This window comes from Acinetobacter sp. CIP 101934 (assembly GCF_000369585.1).
Classification (GTDB): domain Bacteria; phylum Pseudomonadota; class Gammaproteobacteria; order Pseudomonadales; family Moraxellaceae; genus Acinetobacter; species Acinetobacter schindleri.
Genome location: NZ_KB850094.1, coordinates 2,223,661 through 2,244,373 on the forward strand (window position 1 = coordinate 2,223,661; position 20,713 = coordinate 2,244,373).

A 20,713-nucleotide genomic window follows, 5' to 3' on the forward strand; every position below is an offset into this window, starting at 1 on the left:
ATGAACATTCGTAAATTAAAAATTGGGGTACTTGCAGCACTGATTTCAGCGACTGCATTTAGTGTGTCTGCAAAGGATTTTTTAAATGTATCCTATGATCCAACTCGCGAATTGTACGACAACTTTAACAAAGAATTCAGTGCTTACTGGAAAAAATCTACTGGCCAAGATATTAATTTTAAACAATCGCATGGCGGTTCAGGCAAACAGGCACGTGCCGTGATTGATGGTCTGGATGCAGATGTCGTTACACTGGCTCTGGCAGCAGATATTGATGAAATTGCTAAACGTGGCCTGTTACCGGCAGACTGGCAGAAGAAATTCCCGCAAAACTCGACACCATATACCTCAACAATTGTTTTCTTAGTCAAAAAAGGCAATCCGAAAGGCATTAAGGACTGGGGCGACCTGGTTAAACCGGGTGTAGATATCATTACGCCAAACCCGAAGACGTCTGGTGGCGCGCGCTGGAACTACCTGGCAGCTTGGGCATGGGCAAAACACCAGCCAGGGGGTAATGATACCAAGGCACAAGAATTTGTTCGCCAGATTTATAAACAGACCAAAGTCCTGGATTCAGGTGCACGTGGTTCAACAACGACATTTGCTGAACGCGGCATTGGTGATGTATTGCTGGCTTGGGAAAATGAAGCGCATCTGGCACTTCGTGAACAACCCGGCAAGTTTGAAATCATCACACCTTCTCTGTCTATTCTGGCTGAGCCACCTGTAGCAATTGTAGAAAAGAATGCTAAGAAAGATGGTAATGAAAATCTGGCTAAAGCCTACCTCAACTATCTGTACTCACCTGCTGGCCAAGCAGTTGCAGCAAAGAACTTCTATCGCCCTCGTAATGCAGCCGTTTTAAAGCAATACAGTCATGTATTTAAATCACTAAAACTGGTTACGATTGATAAAGAATTTGGAGGCTGGACTAAGGTTCAGAAGCAACACTTTGACAATGGCGGTATCTTTGACCAGATCGTCAAAGCAAATAGCGCAAAATAACGTCTTATAAATGCAGCGTTAATGGCCTTATTTAATAAGGCCATTCTTGTTTCAGATACTTACTCATCCACTTATCTTTTATTTTCATATAAAATTCATTTTTAATTATTTTTTATGCATAAAGAATAAGTTTATTCTTCACTCATGTTACAAAACGTGTAAGAGTTTGAGGTTCACATGAGCATTACAACAAAATTAAAAATTGGGGTCTTGGCTGCTGTTGTTTCAGCAACTTCTTTTGGTGCAGCAGCGCGGGATTTTCTGAATGTCTCTTATGATCCGACGCGTGAACTCTATGAAGACGTCAACAAAGAATTTGGCAAATACTGGAAAAGCCGTACGGGCCAAACTATTAACTTTAAACAGTCACATGGTGGTTCTGGTAAACAGGCACGTGCTGTGATTGATGGTCTGGAAGCTGATGTAGTGACCTTAGCACTGGCTGCTGATATCGACGTTATTGCAGAAAAAGCCAAATTACTCCCTGCGGATTGGCAAAAAAAATTGCCTCACAACTCTACACCTTATACATCAACCATCGTATTCCTGGTGCGTAAAGGCAATCCAAAGAATATTAAAGACTGGGGCGATCTGGTTAAACCTAATGTCGCAATCATTACACCAAATCCAAAAACCTCTGGTGGGGCGCGTTGGAATTATTTGGCAGCGTGGGCTTATGCAAAACACCTACCAGGCGGTAATGATGCCAAAGCACAAGAATTTGTTCGCAAAATCTACAAGCAAACCAAAGTCCTAGATTCAGGTGCACGTGGTTCAACAACGACATTTGCTGAACGCGGTATCGGTGACGTATTACTGGCTTGGGAAAATGAAGCGCATCTGGCACTTCGTGAACAACCCGGCAAGTTTGAAATCATCACACCTTCTTTGTCTATTCTGGCTGAGCCACCAGTTGCGATCGTAGAAAAAACAGTAGCGAAAAAAGGCAACAAATACCTGGCACAAGGTTACCTGAACTTCCTCTACTCACCACTAGGTCAAGAAATTTCAGCACGTAACTTCTACCGCCCACGCAATGAAAAAGTATTGGCAAAGTACAGTCAGGTTTTCAAGCCACTAAAACTGGTGACTATTGATCAGGAATTTGGGGGTTGGGACAAAGTGCAAAAAGCTCACTTTGAAAATGGCGGCATTTTCGATCAAATCGTAAAAGCCAATACAGCAAAATAAGTTTTGTATTGAACAGACAAGGAGCATTCGCATGATACATACCCTCATTGTTCCAGGTGTAGGTGGCAGTGAACATGATCACTGGCAATCCTGGTTACAACGTGGCCTGATGCAATGCTCCCGTGTTCAACAGCAAAACTGGAATCATCCGGTACTGAATAGCTGGGTAGCGCAGTTTGTCAAATCTGTACAGCAGATTGAAGATGATATTGAAATCGTAGCGCACAGCTTTGGCTGCCTGACCAGTCTTGCAGCACTTGACCAGCATCCAGAACTTTGTCGAAAAATTAAAAAGCTGGTTCTGGTGGCTCCGGCCAATCCGGCCCGTTTTGGTGAAAATGGCTTTGCACGTGATAGCCAAACAGATTACAGCGCTTATTTCCATCAACTCAAGCTTCAGGTTCCGACCATCATGCTGATCAGTGAAAATGATCCTTGGCTGAGTTTTGAAGATGCACATGCTTTTGCCAGATCCTGGAAAATCCAGCCGGTTAATCTGGGCGCCGTCGGTCATGTCAATGTTGCTTCGGGCTTTGGCCCCTTCCCTGAAATTAAACAATACCTGAATTCAGAGATGTCGATGCAACATATCAGTAATGCTGATGAAGGCAAGTATTTTTTTAAATTTGCATTTTAGATGTTGCAAATTATGCTTGTCGCAAATTTCATTTTTAATATTCGCTGGTTGTCTTCAATCAGCATTCTCTCTTTTGAGGAGTAATCATGTCGCAGCGATCCCGAGTGCTGCCAGGATTTGGTCTATCTCTAGGCTTTACCCTAGCGTATTTGTCATTAATCGTTCTTATTCCGCTGTCTGCCGTATTTATTAAATCGCTTGGCATTGGCTGGGATGGCTTATGGGAAATCCTGAGCTCTGAACGTATTCTCAAGTCACTTCAGCTGAGTTTTAGTGCCGCCATTATCGCAGCCCTGATCAATGTTGTTTTTGGTCTGTTACTGGCTTGGTGTCTGGTACGTTATAGCTTCCCAGGTAAACGTATTATTGATGCTCTGGTAGATTTACCATTTGCCCTGCCAACTGCTGTAGCCGGTATTGCATTAACTTCACTGTATGCACCTACAGGCTGGATCGGTCAGTATCTGGAACCAATAGGTATTCAAGTGGCTTATACCCCGATAGGTATTACCTTGGCGCTGATCTTTATTGGGATTCCTTTTGTGGTGCGTACGGTTCAGCCAGTACTGTCTGATCTGGAAACTGAACTTGAGGAAGCTGCTTCTGCGCTCGGGGCAAACCGCTTCCAAATCGTGACCAAAATTATTTTCCCGATTCTGCTACCCGCATTGATTACAGGCTTTGCCCTGGCATTTGCACGTGGCGTGGGTGAATACGGTTCGGTCATCTTTATTGCCGGTAACCAGCCGTTTAAAACGGAAATTGCTCCACTCATGATTATCTCGCGTCTGGAAGAATATGACTATGCGGGTGCAACCACGATTGCTGTCGTGATGCTATTGATTTCATTTGTGATGCTATTCCTGATTAACTTATTACAAGCTTGGGCTAGCCGTCGCACAGGGAGAACTGCACGATGAGTTTAAATACCAACAGCAATGCACTTGCTGAAAAGCTGCAATCCCGTGATGCAACTCGCGAGCCAAAATGGGTACGTTATACCCTTCTCACAATTGCGCTAATCTTCTTTTTAAGCTGCCTGATTCTGCCGCTGGTATTGGTCTTTGTTGAAGCATTCAAGCAAGGCGTCGGGGTATATACTCAGGCACTGGTTCATCCAGACACATTATCTGCGGTAAAACTAACACTATTAACTGCTGCAATTGCAGTACCGTTAAACGTGGTATTTGGTGTGGCTGCTGCCTGGTCAGTGGCGAAGTTTAACTTCCCGGGCAAGTCCATTCTGACCACGATTATCGATATACCCTTCTCGGTATCACCGGTCATCGCTGGTATGATGCTGGTGCTGATTTTCGGTACCCAAGGCTGGATGGGTAGCTGGTTAATGGATAATGACATTAAGATCCTGTACGCCGTACCCGCAATTGTTTTGGCCACCATCTTTATTACGGTACCTTTCGTAGCGCGTGAATTGATTCCTTTAATGGAAGCTCAAGGCACCGAAGAAGAAGAAGCTGCAATTGTACTCGGTGCATCAGGCTGGAAAACCTTCTGGAAAGTGACCCTGCCAAACATTAAATGGGGTCTGATCTATGGCGTGATTCTGTGTAATGCACGTGCCATGGGTGAGTTCGGTGCGGTATCAGTAGTATCTGGTCATATCCGCGGTGAAACCAATACTTTGCCGCTACACGTCGAAATTCTCTATAACGAATATACCTTTAGTGCTGCGTTTGCTGTGTCCTCGCTCCTGGCTCTCCTCGCAATTGTGACCTTGGTGCTTAAAACTTGGGTAGAAATGCGCCAGGAAAAACAAAACAAACGTAATGACGATTTAACAGTTTCTTAAGGAATGCCCACATGAGTATTCAAGTTAAAAATATTGAAAAACACTTTGGTGCATTCCATGCACTGAATAATATTTCCCTGGATTTCCCGGATGGCCAGCTAGTAGCTCTTTTGGGTCCTTCAGGCTGTGGTAAAACCACCCTGCTGCGTATTATTGCTGGTCTTGAATCTGCAGATGGTGGTCAGGTCATTCTGGAAGGTCAGGATGCAACTAATGTCCATGTGCGTGAACGTGAAGTCGGTTTTGTATTCCAGCACTATGCGCTGTTCCGTCATATGACAGTGTATGACAACGTGGCATTTGGTTTACGTGTTCGCCCACGTTCAACCCGTCCATCAGAGACTGAAATCAAGAAACGTGTCACCCGTTTACTGGATCTGGTACAACTCGGCTTCCTAGCAGATCGCTACCCTGCTCAATTGTCTGGTGGTCAGCGTCAGCGTATTGCGCTTGCGCGTGCCCTAGCGGTTGAACCACGCGTACTATTACTAGATGAACCTTTTGGTGCGCTAGATGCCAAAGTGCGTAAAGAACTGCGTCGCTGGTTACGTACCCTGCATGATGAGCTGCATATCACTTCTATTTTCGTGACGCATGATCAGGAAGAGGCACTGGAAGTTGCAGATCAAATTGTGGTGATGAACAAAGGGAATGTCGAACAGATTGGTTCACCACGTGAAGTATATGAAACCCCGAAAACGCCATTCGTTTTCGACTTCTTGGGTCAAGCCAACCGTTTCGAAGGTCAGAATAATGGCGGCATCATTCAGTTGGGTGAAGATCGCATCCAATTTGCTGCGGCACAACAGCATCCACAAGGTGATGTCATTGTATTTGCCCGCCCTGATGAACTGCGTATCTCCGCTCAGCCACAAGAAAATGCAATTCAGGCGACTTTCATTCGTGAATTATGGATTGCCGGTAAAGTCGTTGCAGAACTGAATGACCGTCAGGGTAACCTGATTGAAATTTCACTGACGCCTGAAGAAGCGCGGGCGCATCAATTCCGACCAAATCAAACTGTATGGTTAAGTCCACTGAACCTGCATTTATTTGCAAATCAGGTTGCTTAAGACACATTCAGATGGGGCCATTTCAGCCCCATCCGCTTATAGGGTATATAGAAAATGAATTTCCAACAACTAAGAATTATTCGAGAAACTGTTCGCCAAAACTTTAATTTAACTGAAGCTTCTGCAGCACTGTATACCTCACAATCGGGTGTGAGTAAGCATATTAAAGACCTGGAAGATGAACTTGGTGTACAGCTGTTCATCCGTAAAGGTAAGCGTTTACTTGGTCTGACTGAACCAGGTCAGGCACTGCTCGGAATTGTGGAGCGCATGCTGGTCGATGCTGACAATATCAAACGTCTGGCAGATGACTTTAACAAGGTTGATGAAGGGACATTGACCATTGCGACAACGCATACCCAGGCACGTTATGTATTACCGCCGATCGTGAATCAGTTCAAAAAAGAATTTCCAAAAGTTCATTTGATTTTGCAACAGGCCAGTCCGGTTGAAATTACCGAAATGCTGCTACAAGGTGAAGCGGATATTGGCATTGCGACTGAAGCCTTAACTACTGAAGATAACCTGGCCAGTGTGCCGTACTATAACTGGCAACACAGCATTATCACGCCTCAAAACCACCCGTTAACCAAAAAAGATAATATCCGTATTGAAGATCTGGCAAATTATCCGATCATCACTTATCACGGTGGTTTTACAGGCCGTTCTAAAATCGATACCGCTTTTGAAGAAGCAGGTTTTGATGTGGATATCGTAATGTCCGCACTCGATGCCGACGTGATCAAGACCTATGTTGAGCTAAATATGGGGGTCGGTATTGTCAACGATGTGGCATACGACCCAGAACGTGATTATCGCTTAAAACAAATTAAAACTGATATTTTTGGTGTAAATACAACATGGATTGCTGTACGTAAAGGCCATTTATTACGTGGTTATGGCTACGAATTTATCTCGCTTTGCTCTCCAGATGCAGACATTCGAGCACTAAAAAAAGTAGCTTATCCGGATGACTAATCTATAAAATCTAAATAAATGAAATGAGGCTATTTAGCCTCTTTTTTATGTTTGGTTCAAGTAAGTATGTTTGAAATACAGGCATAATTGAGCTTCAGAAGAATATTTAAAAATTAACAACCTTATGGACTTTTAGCTGGATTTATTGAAGTAAGATTAAACACATAAATTATTTAATAACTTGATAGATATAAAAAAACGAGCCAAAGCTCGTTTTTTCATGAATCCAATCATTAGAAGCGGAAGCTTACACCCAGTTTAGCTACTGGAAGCCATTCGTATTTATCATCATTACGTACTTCATTAATGTGCTCTTCTACTAGAGCAACATCAGTTGGAGTTCCACCATAATAATTTACATTGGTAACGGTTGGATTACCGGCATAATACGCTCCTAATTCTCCAAACAAGCCCCAACGATTAGTAATTGCTGGAGAGAAACCGATACCTACATAAGGGGCAATTTTATTACTGTAATCTAGATCATAACCTAATCGCTCTAGACCTGTATCTTCACCATTTACTTCAATAGTACCGCCATCATTACGTGCTAATAAACCATATTGTTGATCAAGATACCCTACCCCAAATGCCATATAGAACCAGTTAGCCCAAGGACGAATTTCTGCATTTAAATAAGTCAAATTATTGTCCATGTCTACATCATAGTTCACATCGTCTACTTCAACATCGTCTGACCAAGAGATATCACCGCCGTTATAACCTAAGGTTACACCTACATATGGGTTAGCGCTCCAAGAGATTGCACCACCGTAACCAGTAGTACCGACTTCAGCACGTACAGATGCTGGCTTAAAGAAAGAGAATTCAGCAACGCCTTCATCGGTTACAATGACTTCATCAGCTGCCATGACAGAAGTGGTTGCTGCAGCAAGTACAGACAGCGCAAAATATTTAGCAAAAGTTTTCATCTATGTCTCCTCAAAAAAATTATTTTTAACGTTTTTACTCTTCGTTATGCCTGCATCTTAATTCACAATCTGATCACTCTTTATTCAAGTTTTGCTGAGTTTATGTAAACTTTTGATACATTTGATGCCTTTTATATGATTTTCATGAGGTTTTTTGCACAGTCACCTTAATTGGATGCTTTTACTAGAAATTTTCTGTTTATTGATTAAATCATGAGCTATATAAATATAATATTCATTAATCTTTTAATGAAACTTGACACATCCATTTTCTCCATAATTCGGAAGAATTAATTTTGATATAAGTCGTGTTTTCCATCTAATCTTTGCTCAATATAGTGTAAAATCTTGGAAATTTTTTTTCTGGAAGGAAGATCATGTCTCAGCTTTCAACAATCATTGAACAAGCGTTTGAAGACCGTGCGAATTTCACAGCAGCGGATTGTCCTGCTGAAGTTCGTCAAGCAGTTGAGGAAGTAATTGCTGGCCTGGACAATGGCTCTTTACGTGTAGCTGAAAAAATCGATGGTGAATGGGTTGTTCATCAATGGATTAAGAAAGCCGTATTGTTGTCTTTCAAACTGAATGACAACAAACCAATGGAAGCATGTGATCTTCGCTTCTATGACAAAGTAGATACTAAATTTGGTGACTGGACTGAAGAACAGTTCAAAGCTGCTGGTGTACGTGTAGTACCACCTGCTGTAGCACGTAAAGGTTCTTACCAGGCGAAAAATGTGGTATTGATGCCTTCTTATGTGAACATCGGTGCGTATGTTGATGAAGGTACGATGGTTGATACATGGGCAACTGTAGGTTCATGTGCGCAAATCGGTAAAAATGTTCACCTTTCAGGTGGTGTAGGGATTGGTGGTGTTCTTGAGCCACTTCAAGCAAACCCAACCATTATCGAAGACAACTGCTTTATCGGTGCACGTTCTGAAATCGTAGAAGGCGTAATCGTAGAAGAAGGCTCTGTGATTTCTATGGGCGTATTTATTGGTCAATCCACCAAGATTTATGACCGTGAAACTGGCGAAATCCACTACGGCCGTGTACCTGCTGGTTCAGTCGTTGTATCTGGCAGCCTTCCTTCTAAATGCGGTAAATACAGCCTGTACGCTGCTGTGATCGTGAAAAAAGTTGACGCGAAAACACGTGCGAAAACTAGCCTGAATGATCTGTTACGTGAAGACTAAGTCTTAACTTTTTAGGAACTTAATGTTCCTCAGAGCTTTAGTCGCTCTTCGTCTCTACGGTCAGTAATGATCGTAGGGATTTTTATTTTTATACATTGTTCTTTCTTCCCTGGTTAATTTTGTTATGAGTACGCTTCGATCTTCTGCTATCCCTGTTTCTGATCCGTCTGCGGGTTTACGCATCACGGAGATCTTTTATTCATTACAAGGTGAAGCCAATACAGCAGGTCTGCCAACAGTCTTTATCCGTTTGACGGGTTGTCCACTGCGTTGTACCTATTGCGATACCACCTATTCTTTCGAAGGTGGTGAGCGTAAATCTTTAGAAGAAATCATTCAAACCACACTCGATTTTAAGACACCTTATATCTGCGTGACTGGTGGTGAACCACTGGTGCAGCCGAATGCCTTGCCGTTAATGCAGCGCCTGGCCGATGCAGGCTGTGAAGTCTCCTTGGAAACCAGCGGTGCGCTGGATGTGTCTAAGGTAGACCCTCGTGTATCAAAAGTATTAGACTTGAAAACGCCAACTTCGGGTGAAGTTGCACGAAATTTGCTTTCCAATCTCGACCATTTAACCCAGCACGATCAGATCAAGTTCGTAATCTGTAATCGTGAAGATTATGAATGGTCCAAACAGCAGGTTGAACAATACCAGCTTAGTGAAAAAGTCAGTACGGTTTGGTTCTCGCCTGCTTTTGAAGTGGAAAAAGGTACAGCGCGTATGCCACAGCTGGCACGTGATCTGGCCCAATGGATTTTAGAAGACCATCTCCCTGTTCGCTTCCAGCTACAGTTACATAAACTGTTATGGAATGACGAAACTGGTCGTTAATTATTTATCAAATATTTTGGAGATTTAGCTATGCGCCCTCGTGCCATTGTATTGTTATCTGGCGGATTAGACTCAACCACGTGTTTATCCTGGGCGCAGGCACGCTACGAATGTATTGCCTTAAGTTTTATGTATGGCCAGCGTTCGACCACTGAACTTGATGCAGCAAGAGCTTTGACTGGTCGTGCAGGTGTAGAACATCGTGTCATCAATATTGACTTAGGCAACCTCGGTGGCTCTGCCCTGACTGATCACAGCATTGATGTGCCAGACCAACTTCAGGAAGGTATTCCTGTGACGTATGTCCCAGCACGCAATACAATTTTCTTGTCTTATGCACTGGCTGCAGCTGAAGTTTTTGGTGCAGAAGCAATTGTGATCGGAATTAATGCTGTCGATTATTCCGGTTATCCTGACTGTCGTCCTGAATTTATTGAAGCCTTTGCCAATATGGCACGCCTTGCGACCAAGGTCGGTGTAGAGGGTCAGGCGCTCAAATTTGAAACACCTCTGTTACATTTATCCAAAGCAAATATCATTCGCTTAGGCCTTGATCATGGCGTAGACTATAGCCAAACGGTATCTTGCTACCAGGCAGATGACCAAGGACGTGCTTGTGGTACATGTGACAGTTGCCGTCTGCGTAAACAAGGTTTTGCAGATGCAGGTGTTGAAGATCCGACACGTTATATACCGTAATAACAAGGTAAAGTTTATGAAAAATTTTAAGTCAAATATTGTTCTTTCAGCTTTAGTTTCGGCCGCTGCGCTGTTTGCAACTACTGCTCAAGCAGATGACAGCAAACTGCAAAATGCTTACAAAAGTACCAATATTAAAGCTGCTCTGATCAATGTTTGTAAAGAAGAAACTGGCAAAGGCAAACAACTGACCAGTTCTGAAGTGAGCAAATATTGTACTTGTGCTGTTGAAGCAGATGGTAAATTAACCAATGCACAGAAATGGGAAATTCAAAGCACGATTAACCAGAAGAAAAGTCCAGCAACTTTAGCTTTTGTACAAAAGCAAAATAAAGATTTGCAAGCATGTTTTGGCCCACAGTTAACTGGTAAGTTAAAAACCTTAACTGAACAGGCCCAAAAAGCTGCTGCTGCCAAAAAATAATTTCTGATTATTCTTTGCATAAATAAGCCACTATAATGTGGCTTATTTTTTTGTAAAAATTACAACAGCAATGGAGTTTTTTATGTCTGAGATCGGCTTGCTTGACCATGTTTTCCCTACTACGACTGGTGAAATCAACTTGGCTCAATTAGATGCAGCGTGGTTAATCATCTATTTTTATCCAAAAGACTCCACCCCAGGCTGTACTATACAAGCGGTGGGTTTTTCCTGTCTAAAAGACCAGTTTGATGCACTAAATACGACAATTCTAGGGGTATCACGCGATTCAGTTAAAGCTCACCAAAACTTTACGGAAAAGCAGAACCTGAGCATCAACCTGATCAGTGATAAAGAAGAAGTACTCTGCACTCACTTTGACGTGATTAAAGAAAAGAACATGTATGGCAAAAAAGTTATGGGCATTGAGCGCTCTACTTTCATTTTCCATAATGGCAAACTGGTGAAGGAATACCGTAAAGTAAAAGCAGCGGGGCATGCTGAACAGGTTTTAGAAGATTTAAAAGCACTCCAAGCAGCTTAAAATCTATTTAAAATAAAAAATGAGTCCCAATTAGACTCATTTTTTATCACTCACACAAAGATCAGGCATACTGCAATTCCCCACATTACCATCGCAATCAGTACATCAAGATATCAGTTCACAGCAACAAGCCATGAAAGGCTATCAGGCTCAACTGATTGGTGCTATGCGTTATTGGTAGTGACACCTGCATTTTTTCAGCGATGGTTTAGTCAAGGCATCCATCGCGAGTCTCTACGTAAGGCGCCTGCAATTATTTATAATGATCAGGATCACATGCGTGGTGAAGCTTGACTGACTCATCACGGTCTTTCTCAACAAAGCTATCCTTCTTACTATATTCCTTCTTCGACTGCTTTTGCAGAAGCAGTCTTTACCGGACTGGGTTATGGTCTGGTGCCGGATTATCAGATTGCAGATCGGTTTCAACAAAACGCTTTGCTAGAAATACTTCTAGAATGCAGAACAGATGTGAAACTGTATTGGCATCACTGGAAACAGCAGTCACCAGCTTTACAACAACTCACCCAAACTATTCTAGAACAGGCAGAGCAACATTTAAATTATCCCATTCCAATTTAGACTGCTCTGCCACATTTAAAGAAATGAACAGCTAAATTATGATGCTTTCCACTGCCCGATCAGATGAATATTGACCTTTTCACCTACACCAGCTGTGGCTTTTTTCATACCAAAATCTGAACGGTTAATCACTGTTTTCGAATTAACATCAAGTAGATTCGGGTTGGTTTTATTTGGTGTTAGTGTGGTATCAAAAACAACTGGACGCGTCACACCCCGTAAAGTCAAATTACCCAATACCTGATAGCGGTTCGTTCCACTTGGTTTAAACTGGGTACTTTTAAAATTCACAGTTTTATAACGTGAAGCATCAAACAAATCCTCACCCATAATCATATTTTTTAGACTTGGCTTGGACAGCTGCAGGCTATCCACCTGCATGGTAAATTCAGTTGAAGCCTGTTGTGGTTTTTGAGGATCAAACTGCATCGAGGCCTGGAATTGCTGGAAACTTCCCTTTACCACAGTCAAACCCAATGAATTAATACTAAAACCCACACTACTTTTAGGCGTCAAGCTCCAGCTGGCGTAGGCTGCTGATATACTTATTACTGAAAGGCATCCTGCATAGGCTATATTTTTTAGGATAAGATTCATTGTGTTGCTCCCTAACAATCAAATGAACTCCTCACCTTAAAACAGTTTTAGCTCAGATTCGTTTTATCATTCGTTTTAAACTTGTGTGCCAATTGTTGATAAGTCTCAGTATTTTTAAACTTATGTAAAAACTCGCTGGTTCCTAAAGGAAATGCTGATTCCATAATGTCACCACGATAATAGGCTTCCCGTAATGGTGTTGCTGAAATGGCACCGACTAGACTGTCTAGTTCCACCATTTCCCATTCTGGGAACAATCTTAAATAATAAGAGGACTCATCTTTAAAATGTCCAATCAGACCAACTTTGGCATTTAGCTCTGCCACTCCGGCAACCAGTAATTTTACCAGTTTTTGCCATTTTTCATCATTATAGACATCAATGACATGTACGAATTTAATACGCTTTTGATCTGCTTCGGAAAAATTCGACAGGATCATTTCTTCACGTTCAGAGGCTAGAAATGGGTTTTTAATATTACGTTCCTGCTGCGCTGATCCTAAAGCCAGAATCACCTGCTGGCTTTGCTGCAAAGCAATTTTAATGGTTTGCATATGTGCCAGATGAAAAGGCTGGAAGCGACCAATAAAAACCAGATAATCAAATTTATATTTCATAGCACATCTTACTTTTATGAACGCATCAGTTATGTCGTAGGGAAATTTTTACGACATAATAAGCGCCAATAAATTCATATTAATAAAGCAAGGATAGTACGATGACACTGAGCTGTATTCAACAACCGCATCAGCATTTAAATGCGAATTTAGACAATGGCATACTGACCTTAGCCATTCACCGTCCTGAAGCGAAAAATGCGCTCTACGGCGAGCTGTACTTATGGATTGCTCAGGCCCTGGATGAAGCGGACCAGGATAGTAGCGTGCGTGTGGTGATTCTACGTGGTCAGGATGCGGACTTTAGTGCCGGCAATGACATGCAGGACTTTATGAAGTTCATCCAGACACCTTTACAGGGTAAAGCCGGTGATACACCGCCCTTTGTTCTGCTCAAGTCTGCTGCAAAATTCTCCAAGCCTTTGATTGCTGCAGTGCGTGGTGTTGCCATTGGCATCGGGGTAACGATTCTGCTGCACGCCGATCTGGTGTATAGCGATAATACGGCCCTGTTCCAGATTCCATTTGTCAGCCTTGGTCTGTCTCCTGAAGGTGCATCAAGCAAACTGCTGGTACAACAGGCTGGCTATCACAGAGCCGCTGAACTGCTCCTGACAGCTCAAAGATTTAATAGTGAAAAAGCCTTAAGTGCAGGTTTGATCAATAGCATCGAAGAAGATGTGTATGCAGCTGCACAAAAACAGGCTCAAACTCTTGCCGCTTTACCCTTGGCTTCTATTAAGCAGACCAAAGCACTAATGAAGCATAATCTGGCTGAAATTATTGAATGCATTGATGATGAGGCAGAAATCTTTATGAAGCGTGTAGGCTCACCTGAAATGATGGAAGCAGTTCAGGCCTTTATACAAAAACGGAAACCTGATTTCACACAATTCAACTAATTCTGAAACTTATCTTTTAATTGAGGCAGTTTAGACTGCCTCAATCTTTTATATTTCTGAAAGAACCCAGCTTATGACAAATGAAAACTCCCAAATGACTTCTCAAACAACTGATAGTTCAAATCCTGACAAGAAGCGTTATTACGAGCCGGCACCACAGGATATTGATGTAGAGAATTTCCGTAAGGTCATTGAAAGCCGCCGTTCAGTGCGTAAATTTACCAAAAAACCAATCCCTGCTGAGGTACTGGATGCCTGTCTGGATCTGGCACTACTGGCACCAAATTCATCAAATCTGCAGCCATGGACATTTTATGTTGTGCAGAACCCATCCAAGAAAAAGCATCTGGTGAAAGCCTGCATGAGCCAACTGGCCGCTAAAACAGCTTCTGAACTGATTGTTTGTATTGCTCGTACTGACCGCATTGATGAAATGGCGAAACTGAATATTAGTGAGTTTCCATTTCCTGAGGCGCCTCCAGCAATCAAAAAGTACTATAAGTACATTCCCTATAACTACAAGACAGGCTATCTGAATGCCTTTGGTAACTTTAAGAAAGTCGCTTTCAAAGTAGCCCGTACTCTGGATAAGCAGATGCCGGTTTCTGCTTTCAGCCCCGCTGATGCAAAACTATGGGCGACTAAAACCACGGCGCTGGCTTGTGAAAATCTGGTTTTAGCTTTACGCGCTTATGGTTTTGATAGCTGTATGATGGAAGGCTTCGATGAGCCCATGGTTCGTGAAATTCTGGAATTAAATGACGAACAGTATCCAGTCATGGTGATTGGTGCAGGTGAACGTGCTAAAGATGGGGTATTCTTCCCGCAGTACCGTTTTGATCGTGAGTTATTCATTCAAAAGGTTTAAACAGCATTTAAAATTTAAATCTTTTATTTGCTAGATGATTAGCGACATGGATGTCGCTGTTAGGCAGAGATTCAGGGATGAATCTTCTGCCTAACAAAAGATTTTGGTGACCTTACGGAATATATTCCTCATCCCTCAAAGTAACATCAGCCTATGAACGAATATTACAACTTCTCACACTTTATGAGGCTATGCCATCTTAACGCCTACAAAGATTTTTTAAATTTTTGACCCACTAGTCTAAGAATAGTTCGCTCTTAATTTCCGATAATCAATCCAGTTACAATGAAATCCGACCGGCACCCGAACTGGTAAATGAATCGTTGCAATGGGTCCTTCTGTAATATGCTGGGCATCCAGAATTACCACTTTCGAGGGGCTACAATCTAAAGCATGGATATAAGACATTAACCATCCATCATTTTCTGCCTGAGCATTTTCCCGTGCGACAAAGACTGCCTCACCAGTGACCCAGTTTTCTCCAAAGGAATAACTTTCTGTGGTTCTGGTTCTTAAATTAAAACACATCACCGTATTGCTGCTGACATGGGAAGGATCATCAAATTCACCAAAATAAATACTATAGATAACGATACTGTCGCCCAATAAATGCTTCATTAATCCGTGGAAATTCCTGCTTGATATTTGATAATACGGTTCGTGTCACTTTTCCTGTTCCTTGTTCAAAAATAAAGCGCTCTAGTCGTATATCCTGATCTTCAATCGGTCCCTGAATCGAGCGGATCAATGCTTTGGAGTGCACTACCGCATCCATCACTATATCGCCAGTATTCAGATCATAGGCATTCACGGTATGAAAAATAAAACAGGGATCAATCTCATACCAGCGCATGTCAGTGACTTTGCCACCAAAAGGTAATACACCTATACGTGCCTGTCGTTTTGGATTCCATTGATAAGGCAGCATTGAACCTTTTAAAGCACTGCGAACCGAGAAATTCACATTCAGATCCAGAATCAGCACCTGAGATTTGGTAATAGCACAATCATGAATCATCGGTCCATGTTTCACTGGAAACTCGACCTGGTGTTTTAATTTACCGTGCGAATCTATATGCAGATAAAAAACTTTATTTTGGCTCAAGGCATCATAGCAAACTGCATGAATATCCCCTGTTTCAGGATCAACATGCGGATGAGCTGTGAATGGTAAATCCTCTTCATTTTTAAAAAGATGATGTCGTTCGGATTCCAGCTTACTATTGACTTCAACTGGATAAGCACCCGCTTCAACTAAAGCCCAGATTTTTCCAGCAAAGTTAATGACATTGGTATTCACGGCATCAGCAACACCTCGCGTTTTGCCTGGAATCAGTGGTCGGTGAAGTTTCTTCTGCACGCTGGCAACTCCGACGTAACTGCTCTTATACCAATGTGCCTTACCGCCTTTCAGTCTCAAGGCATGAATCATGCCATCGCCAGTGAACCAATGATAATTTCTGGGATTTTTGACCAGAATTGGATTTGGGCCAATCCGCATTAGTGCACCATCGAGTTCTGCCGGAATCTGTCCTTCTACCATGAGTTGAGTAGAGAAATGCTCCTGCCGTTGCGGGGCAAATATACTATCCAGATAAGGATTATCATTGGAATAGAGAATACGACTATGCAGAATTTCTGCACTGTATTGAATGGATTTACTAAGCGTATTTTTGAGCATTCTGCTAAGCGGTTTTGGCCAATGCATTGTTATTTTCCTTATTGTATTTTTTATCTGGAGTGCTATGGCAAATTTTATAATAACAAAAGCAGTTTGACTGTTTTTTAAATGTAGACTGACGGCGCGCCAGGATGAACACGCCGTAATGAATATGATATGAATAATACTTTGAGTTTAGACTTTAATATCCAGCAGCTGGATAAACTCAAAAGCCGGCTCTTCATAAGGATGGCTTTCTTTTAAGGCTTTAGCGACCTTGACTGCCTTTTCATCTGGCACCAGAATTTCTACCCGCCATTCCTCTACCTGTTCCAGTTGACCGACTTCACCAATATGAGGATCTGCACCTTCTTGCGGCTTAAACTGTCCGGTTCCCAAAACCTGCCAGGCGCAATTGGTATATTCCCCAATGCCACCGCCTCCTGCTGCAAACACTGCATTTTTAGTATCTTCCAAGTTTTCGTCCGGTACGTAATAAATCAGCTTTAACATATATTCCTTCCTGAAATTCAGATATTTATTGTATTTTTAAGGGCTTGGGTAATTATCTTCAATGCAGGATTTTGAGAATTCTTGTTAAATGTTGCATACAAGCCTAGTTTTGGGAGCACCTGATCCGTCTGGATGATTTTCACATGATCATTCAAAAATCTCAGCAAATACTCAGGAGCAAAACTAAAACCCATCCCCATATTGGTCAGATTGATATGTTGCAACACATTGGTCACCCACAGTAGCTGCTCATGTTCGAGTTGATCAATATTGAGCAACTGATCCAGCTTTTCATAAAATACGGGTGAAGCATTCTGCTCACACATAATTATATTCTGATTTTTCAGTTCCTGTAATTTCAGGATTCGATCTGTAGGATGCAAATGCTGAGCAGCTAGCAAGTAAATCTGTTCGGTCAATAAATGAATATTGTCAAAATCTGGATGATCCAGATGAAAACGGGTAATACATAAATCCAGTTCAGCATTTTTTAGCCGCTGAATCTGCTCCATACAGGTCAGGCTATGTAAGTGAATTTTTAAGTCAGGCATGGTTTTTTTAAGCTGCGCCAGAATCTGAGGCATCACCTTGATTTCTGCAACATTCAGAAAGCCAATATGAATCTGATTATTTTTCTGCTGTGCGACCTGGCGTGCTGCTGCCACTGCCAGCTTGGCATTTTCTAGTGCTTTTTCCGCATAGATCTGAAAAGCCCGCCCTTCATCGGTAAGTTTGACTTTTCTGGATGAACGATCAAACAGGTTCACCCCAACTTCCTGTTCCAGATCCTTAATTTGCTGGCTTAATGACGGTTGAGCGGTAAACAGCTTTTCGGCAGCCTTGGTAAAACTTTGTTGCTGCGCCACAGTTATAAAATAGCGTAAATGTCGAAGTTCCATAAGCTGCCCGGTTTCTGATCAGGTCAGCATCTTAAGATTATGACCCGCGCATTGCAAATAAGAATAGGTCGATAGTTTATATGAATATCGCTATATGAACAGATCCTGTTTTACTAGACTGCATGACCATATAGATGGCTTGTTCTTCACGCATATACATGGAGTCTTGTATGACACAGCATTATGACACTGATGTTTTGATCATTGGTACCGGTCCTGCAGGTTCAACATTGGGTTTGGCTTTGGCTAATTACGGTATCAAGGTACAACTGTTTACTCAGTTTAGCTGGCTGGCCAATAGTCCACGCGCACATATTACTAACCAACGTGCCATGGAGGTATTACGTGATTTAGGAGTTGAAGAACAGGTCAAAGAAATTGCTACACCTTGGGATCAAATGGGTGAGAGCCTGATTACCACCAGCTTGGTTGGCGAAGAAATTGCCCGCATGAGTGCCTGGGGTACCGGTGATGAACGTCATGGTGACTATATCAAAGGTAGTCCATGCCCACTGGTTGATCTGATTCAACCAAAAATGGAAGCTTTACTGGTGAAGAATGCGGGTGAACGTGGCACCATTTATAACTTTAATACTGAATATCTCTCTCATGTACAGGATGAAGATGGCGTCACAGCAACTTTCCTGAACCGGATTACCAATACTGAATTTAGCTTAAGAGCGAAATATCTGGTCGGTATGGATGGTGCCAAGTCACGCGTACTGGAACAACTTGGTTTGCCATTGGAAGGTGTCATGGCCCGTGCCGGTACAGTGTATGTGACCTTTAAGGCTGATTTGACTAAATATGTGCAGCACCGCCCTGCCATCCTGCAATGGATTGTCAATCCGGAAGCGAGTTTTGGTGATCTTGGTATGGGCTTACTGCGTGCAATTACACCATGGAATGAATGGATTATGGGCTGGGGCTTTGACATTTCCAAAGGTGAGCCGCAAGTCACTGAAGAACAGGTTCGGGCACGCCTCAATACATTTGTTGGTGCTGAAGTAGAAGATGTCGAAATTCAAAAACTGTCTTACTGGTATGTGAACCAGACCTGGGCAACCGAATATTCCAAAGGCCGTGTGTTCTGTGGCGGAGATGCAGTGCATCGTCATCCACCATCCAGTGGTTTAGGTTCAAATACCTGTATACAGGATGCCTTTAATCTGGGCTGGAAACTGGCTTATACAGTCAAAGGCTGGGCTGCGCCTTCCCTGCTGGATTCCTATACAACTGAACGTGCACCTGTGGGCAAACAGATCGTGGCGCGTGCGAACCAGTCACGTTTTGACTATAAATACCTGAAAGAAGTCTTTGGTTTTGATCAAGGCGTGACCACACAAAAACAAATGCTGGAACGCATCTTTGCTGAAGATGAACAAGGTGCTGAAATCCGTCAGAAATTGTTCAAAGCATTAGCAGTAAAAAATTATGAGTTTAATGCGCAAGGTGTAGAGTTAAATCAGCGCTATACCTCTAATGCAGTCATTAGCGAAGCTGAGCCTGAAAGATTTGAGCGTGATCAACAGCTGTATCTGCAAGCAACGACGCGTCCAGGTGCTAAAGTGCCACATACCTGGCTGGTTAATGCCAATGGTCAAAAGCAGTCCACCCTGGATATTACCGGTAAAGGTCGTTTCACCCTGCTGACTGGTTTATCGGGTAAAGGCTGGAAACAGGCGACCGAATCACTGAACTTACCTTATTTAGATGTCATTCAGATCGGTTCACGTGACTACCGCGATGTGTATGGCACCTGGAATGCCAAGTCCGAAATTCATGAATCTGGTGCAATTCTGGTTCGTCCAGATGGTTATGTCGCATGGCGTTATCAGGACAGTACCAATGATCAGTTTGATTTTGTGAATACACTGAAAGCGGTGTTGAAACAGATTCAATTAACTGTTTAGAGATAAAGAGCCACCTTCAGGTGGTTTTTCTTTATTAGTGGTAAAAGAATCACAGTTGTCGATCATTAAGATCATAAATCTTTTCCCTAATATCTCATTATTTTACAAATACCCTACGGCATAGATGCTACTCGTCAACTTGTAGGACATAGATGCCCATCAGGCTAACAAAGGATTTTGGTTACTTTACGGAATATATTCCTCATTCTTCAAAGTAACCAAGACGCTTCATTAAAAGTAATACACACATAAAATCAAAAATGAAAAAAGCCACCTCTCGGTGGCTTTTATTAAATCTGATGATCAAGAACCCTGTAGCAAATAACTGCCTAGCAAAAATAGCACCTGTAAACCAACAACAAAACCAAATAACCACCAACCTTTCTGACGTAGTTCCGTTCTATCTATTATTCTGAGTGTTTTAGCCATGTCATCACCTCATACATGAGTGTTGATACTGAAATGATCTATATCATCTTTGCTTTAAAATGCATATCTATTGTGCATAAATTACACAATATCACCTCTATACCTATATAAAAGCAAAATCCAAACCAGTTCAGTGAGAGATTAAAAATAAAAGCAAAATGCTTTAAAACAAAAAACCACCGAATGGGTGGCTGAGTATCTACATCTTACTGAATAAATTACTATTTTTCCATATGATAAATTTTAGTTATTGTTTTAAAAACTATTAATTACAATAATCATCTCGCGGCATTATCATCGAAGTACCATCCAATGCTTTAGAAAATTCTAATTTTTCGTGAAAGCGTTGTTTAGTATTGGTTGTGATTGTCCTCATACTTTTCACAACATTCGATGAAACATGATT

22 protein-coding genes and 1 pseudogene are annotated in these 20,713 nt (G+C 42.1%); 16 read left to right on the plus strand and 7 right to left on the minus strand.

The window, feature by feature from the left end; genetic code table 11:
* From F899_RS10945 to F899_RS10975, 7 genes are all read left to right on the plus strand, one after another.
* The gene (locus tag F899_RS10945) at nt 1-1,008 is read left to right on the plus strand and encodes a sulfate ABC transporter substrate-binding protein (RefSeq protein ID WP_005222769.1); all 1,008 of its coding nucleotides are present in this window, start codon (nt 1-3) and stop codon (nt 1,006-1,008) included.
* Nucleotides 1,009-1,185: 177 nt separating this feature from the next.
* Nucleotides 1,186-2,199, plus strand: a complete 1,014-nt coding sequence (locus F899_RS10950; protein WP_004815172.1) for a sulfate ABC transporter substrate-binding protein — start codon at nt 1,186-1,188, stop codon at nt 2,197-2,199.
* 31 nt (nt 2,200-2,230) lie between these two features.
* Nucleotides 2,231-2,836: an RBBP9/YdeN family alpha/beta hydrolase gene (locus F899_RS10955; RefSeq protein WP_005222770.1), complete on the plus strand. Its 606-nt coding sequence runs from the start codon at nt 2,231-2,233 to the stop codon at nt 2,834-2,836.
* 86 nt (nt 2,837-2,922) lie between these two features.
* Nucleotides 2,923-3,756, plus strand: coding sequence for a sulfate ABC transporter permease subunit CysT (cysT, locus tag F899_RS10960; protein ID WP_004815168.1), 834 nt, complete (start codon nt 2,923-2,925; stop codon nt 3,754-3,756).
* Nucleotides 3,753-4,646 carry a sulfate ABC transporter permease subunit CysW gene (cysW, locus tag F899_RS10965; RefSeq protein ID WP_004892240.1) on the plus strand — a complete coding sequence of 298 codons (894 nt, stop codon included), beginning with the start codon at nt 3,753-3,755 and terminating at the stop codon, nt 4,644-4,646. The genes cysT and cysW overlap by 4 nt, the downstream gene beginning before the upstream one ends.
* Nucleotides 4,647-4,657: 11 nt before the next feature.
* Complete coding sequence (locus F899_RS10970; protein WP_005222771.1) at nt 4,658-5,719, plus strand: sulfate/molybdate ABC transporter ATP-binding protein; 1,062 nt, start codon at nt 4,658-4,660, stop codon at nt 5,717-5,719.
* Nucleotides 5,720-5,773: 54 nt separating this feature from the next.
* A complete protein-coding gene (locus F899_RS10975; RefSeq protein ID WP_004815164.1) occupies nt 5,774-6,697 on the plus strand; it encodes a CysB family HTH-type transcriptional regulator in 924 nt (307 codons plus the stop codon).
* A gap of 233 nt (nt 6,698-6,930) precedes the next feature.
* Here the strand turns inward: F899_RS10975 and carO are convergent, their stop codons facing one another.
* Entirely contained in the window at nt 6,931-7,629 is a 699-nt protein-coding gene (gene carO, locus F899_RS10980; protein WP_005222772.1) for an ornithine uptake porin CarO, read from the minus strand.
* 377 nt (nt 7,630-8,006) lie between these two features.
* Here carO and dapD point away from each other — a divergent pair, with 377 nt between their 5' ends.
* The 6 genes from dapD to F899_RS15820 all read left to right on the plus strand — a co-directional run bounded on the left by dapD (nt 8,007) and on the right by F899_RS15820 (nt 11,909).
* Nucleotides 8,007-8,828 carry a 2,3,4,5-tetrahydropyridine-2,6-dicarboxylate N-succinyltransferase gene (gene dapD / locus F899_RS10985; protein WP_004815162.1) on the plus strand — a complete coding sequence of 274 codons (822 nt, stop codon included), beginning with the start codon at nt 8,007-8,009 and terminating at the stop codon, nt 8,826-8,828.
* A gap of 124 nt (nt 8,829-8,952) precedes the next feature.
* Complete coding sequence (gene queE / locus F899_RS10990; RefSeq protein WP_005222774.1) at nt 8,953-9,663, plus strand: 7-carboxy-7-deazaguanine synthase QueE; 711 nt, start codon at nt 8,953-8,955, stop codon at nt 9,661-9,663.
* Nucleotides 9,664-9,693: 30 nt separating this feature from the next.
* Nucleotides 9,694-10,362: a 7-cyano-7-deazaguanine synthase QueC gene (queC, locus tag F899_RS10995; RefSeq protein WP_005222776.1), complete on the plus strand. Its 669-nt coding sequence runs from the start codon at nt 9,694-9,696 to the stop codon at nt 10,360-10,362.
* Nucleotides 10,363-10,378: 16 nt separating this feature from the next.
* On the plus strand, nt 10,379-10,786 hold the full coding sequence (locus tag F899_RS11000) for a hypothetical protein (protein WP_004815159.1): 408 nt from the start codon (nt 10,379-10,381) through the stop codon (nt 10,784-10,786).
* 82 nt (nt 10,787-10,868) lie between these two features.
* On the plus strand, nt 10,869-11,327 hold the full coding sequence (locus tag F899_RS11005; protein WP_005222781.1) for a peroxiredoxin: 459 nt from the start codon (nt 10,869-10,871) through the stop codon (nt 11,325-11,327).
* 381 nt (nt 11,328-11,708) lie between these two features.
* The gene (locus F899_RS15820; RefSeq protein ID WP_265596643.1) at nt 11,709-11,909 is read left to right on the plus strand and encodes an ArgP/LysG family DNA-binding transcriptional regulator; all 201 of its coding nucleotides are present in this window, start codon (nt 11,709-11,711) and stop codon (nt 11,907-11,909) included.
* 36 nt (nt 11,910-11,945) lie between these two features.
* Here the strand turns inward: F899_RS15820 and F899_RS11010 are convergent, their stop codons facing one another.
* Nucleotides 11,946-12,506, minus strand: a complete 561-nt coding sequence (locus F899_RS11010; RefSeq protein ID WP_005222783.1) for a YceI family protein — start codon at nt 12,504-12,506, stop codon at nt 11,946-11,948.
* 47 nt (nt 12,507-12,553) lie between these two features.
* Nucleotides 12,554-13,123 (minus strand): nicotinate-nicotinamide nucleotide adenylyltransferase, encoded by a 570-nt coding sequence (locus F899_RS11015; protein WP_005222785.1) that lies wholly within the window; start codon nt 13,121-13,123, stop codon nt 12,554-12,556.
* A gap of 101 nt (nt 13,124-13,224) precedes the next feature.
* Here F899_RS11015 and F899_RS11020 point away from each other — a divergent pair, with 101 nt between their 5' ends.
* Together F899_RS11020 and F899_RS11025 are read left to right on the plus strand one after the other, a co-directional pair.
* A complete protein-coding gene (locus F899_RS11020; RefSeq protein WP_004815149.1) occupies nt 13,225-14,025 on the plus strand; it encodes an enoyl-CoA hydratase in 801 nt (266 codons plus the stop codon).
* 73 nt (nt 14,026-14,098) lie between these two features.
* Nucleotides 14,099-14,893 (plus strand): nitroreductase family protein, encoded by a 795-nt coding sequence (locus tag F899_RS11025; RefSeq protein WP_004815147.1) that lies wholly within the window; start codon nt 14,099-14,101, stop codon nt 14,891-14,893.
* Nucleotides 14,894-15,133: 240 nt separating this feature from the next.
* Here F899_RS11025 and F899_RS11030 read toward each other — a convergent pair.
* The 3 genes and pseudogenes from F899_RS11030 to F899_RS11040 form a co-directional block, all read right to left on the minus strand.
* Nucleotides 15,134-16,601: pseudogene (locus F899_RS11030) on the minus strand (carotenoid oxygenase family protein).
* 147 nt (nt 16,602-16,748) lie between these two features.
* Complete coding sequence (locus F899_RS11035) at nt 16,749-17,066, minus strand: YqfO family protein (RefSeq protein WP_004815142.1); 318 nt, start codon at nt 17,064-17,066, stop codon at nt 16,749-16,751.
* 17 nt (nt 17,067-17,083) lie between these two features.
* A complete protein-coding gene (locus tag F899_RS11040; RefSeq protein ID WP_004815141.1) occupies nt 17,084-17,965 on the minus strand; it encodes a LysR family transcriptional regulator in 882 nt (293 codons plus the stop codon).
* Nucleotides 17,966-18,135: 170 nt separating this feature from the next.
* On the opposite strand from F899_RS11040, the gene F899_RS11045 reads away from it, so the two are divergent.
* A complete protein-coding gene (locus tag F899_RS11045) occupies nt 18,136-19,878 on the plus strand; it encodes an FAD-dependent oxidoreductase (protein ID WP_004815136.1) in 1,743 nt (580 codons plus the stop codon).
* Between the two features lie 303 nt (nt 19,879-20,181).
* Here the strand turns inward: F899_RS11045 and F899_RS15935 are convergent, their stop codons facing one another.
* Nucleotides 20,182-20,307, minus strand: coding sequence for a KGW motif small protein (locus tag F899_RS15935; protein ID WP_004815134.1), 126 nt, complete (start codon nt 20,305-20,307; stop codon nt 20,182-20,184).
* Between the last annotated feature and the right edge of the window lie 406 nt (nt 20,308-20,713).

Coding starts and splice junctions, on each gene's coding strand:
- F899_RS10945 (WP_005222769.1), top strand. CDS start 1: ATGAACATTCGTAAATTAAAAATTGGGGTACTTGCAGCACTGATTTCA.
- F899_RS10950 (WP_004815172.1), top strand. CDS start 1,186: ATGAGCATTACAACAAAATTAAAAATTGGGGTCTTGGCTGCTGTTGTT.
- F899_RS10955 (WP_005222770.1), top strand. CDS start 2,231: ATGATACATACCCTCATTGTTCCAGGTGTAGGTGGCAGTGAACATGAT.
- cysT (WP_004815168.1), top strand. CDS start 2,923: ATGTCGCAGCGATCCCGAGTGCTGCCAGGATTTGGTCTATCTCTAGGC.
- cysW (WP_004892240.1), top strand. CDS start 3,753: ATGAGTTTAAATACCAACAGCAATGCACTTGCTGAAAAGCTGCAATCC.
- F899_RS10970 (WP_005222771.1), top strand. CDS start 4,658: ATGAGTATTCAAGTTAAAAATATTGAAAAACACTTTGGTGCATTCCAT.
- F899_RS10975 (WP_004815164.1), top strand. CDS start 5,774: ATGAATTTCCAACAACTAAGAATTATTCGAGAAACTGTTCGCCAAAAC.
- carO (WP_005222772.1), bottom strand. CDS start 7,629: ATGAAAACTTTTGCTAAATATTTTGCGCTGTCTGTACTTGCTGCAGCA.
- dapD (WP_004815162.1), top strand. CDS start 8,007: ATGTCTCAGCTTTCAACAATCATTGAACAAGCGTTTGAAGACCGTGCG.
- queE (WP_005222774.1), top strand. CDS start 8,953: ATGAGTACGCTTCGATCTTCTGCTATCCCTGTTTCTGATCCGTCTGCG.
- queC (WP_005222776.1), top strand. CDS start 9,694: ATGCGCCCTCGTGCCATTGTATTGTTATCTGGCGGATTAGACTCAACC.
- F899_RS11000 (WP_004815159.1), top strand. CDS start 10,379: ATGAAAAATTTTAAGTCAAATATTGTTCTTTCAGCTTTAGTTTCGGCC.
- F899_RS11005 (WP_005222781.1), top strand. CDS start 10,869: ATGTCTGAGATCGGCTTGCTTGACCATGTTTTCCCTACTACGACTGGT.
- F899_RS11010 (WP_005222783.1), bottom strand. CDS start 12,506: ATGAATCTTATCCTAAAAAATATAGCCTATGCAGGATGCCTTTCAGTA.
- F899_RS11015 (WP_005222785.1), bottom strand. CDS start 13,123: ATGAAATATAAATTTGATTATCTGGTTTTTATTGGTCGCTTCCAGCCT.
- F899_RS11020 (WP_004815149.1), top strand. CDS start 13,225: ATGACACTGAGCTGTATTCAACAACCGCATCAGCATTTAAATGCGAAT.
- F899_RS11025 (WP_004815147.1), top strand. CDS start 14,099: ATGACAAATGAAAACTCCCAAATGACTTCTCAAACAACTGATAGTTCA.
- F899_RS11035 (WP_004815142.1), bottom strand. CDS start 17,066: ATGTTAAAGCTGATTTATTACGTACCGGACGAAAACTTGGAAGATACT.
- F899_RS11040 (WP_004815141.1), bottom strand. CDS start 17,965: ATGGAACTTCGACATTTACGCTATTTTATAACTGTGGCGCAGCAACAA.
- F899_RS11045 (WP_004815136.1), top strand. CDS start 18,136: ATGACACAGCATTATGACACTGATGTTTTGATCATTGGTACCGGTCCT.
- F899_RS15935 (WP_004815134.1), bottom strand. CDS start 20,307: ATGGCTAAAACACTCAGAATAATAGATAGAACGGAACTACGTCAGAAA.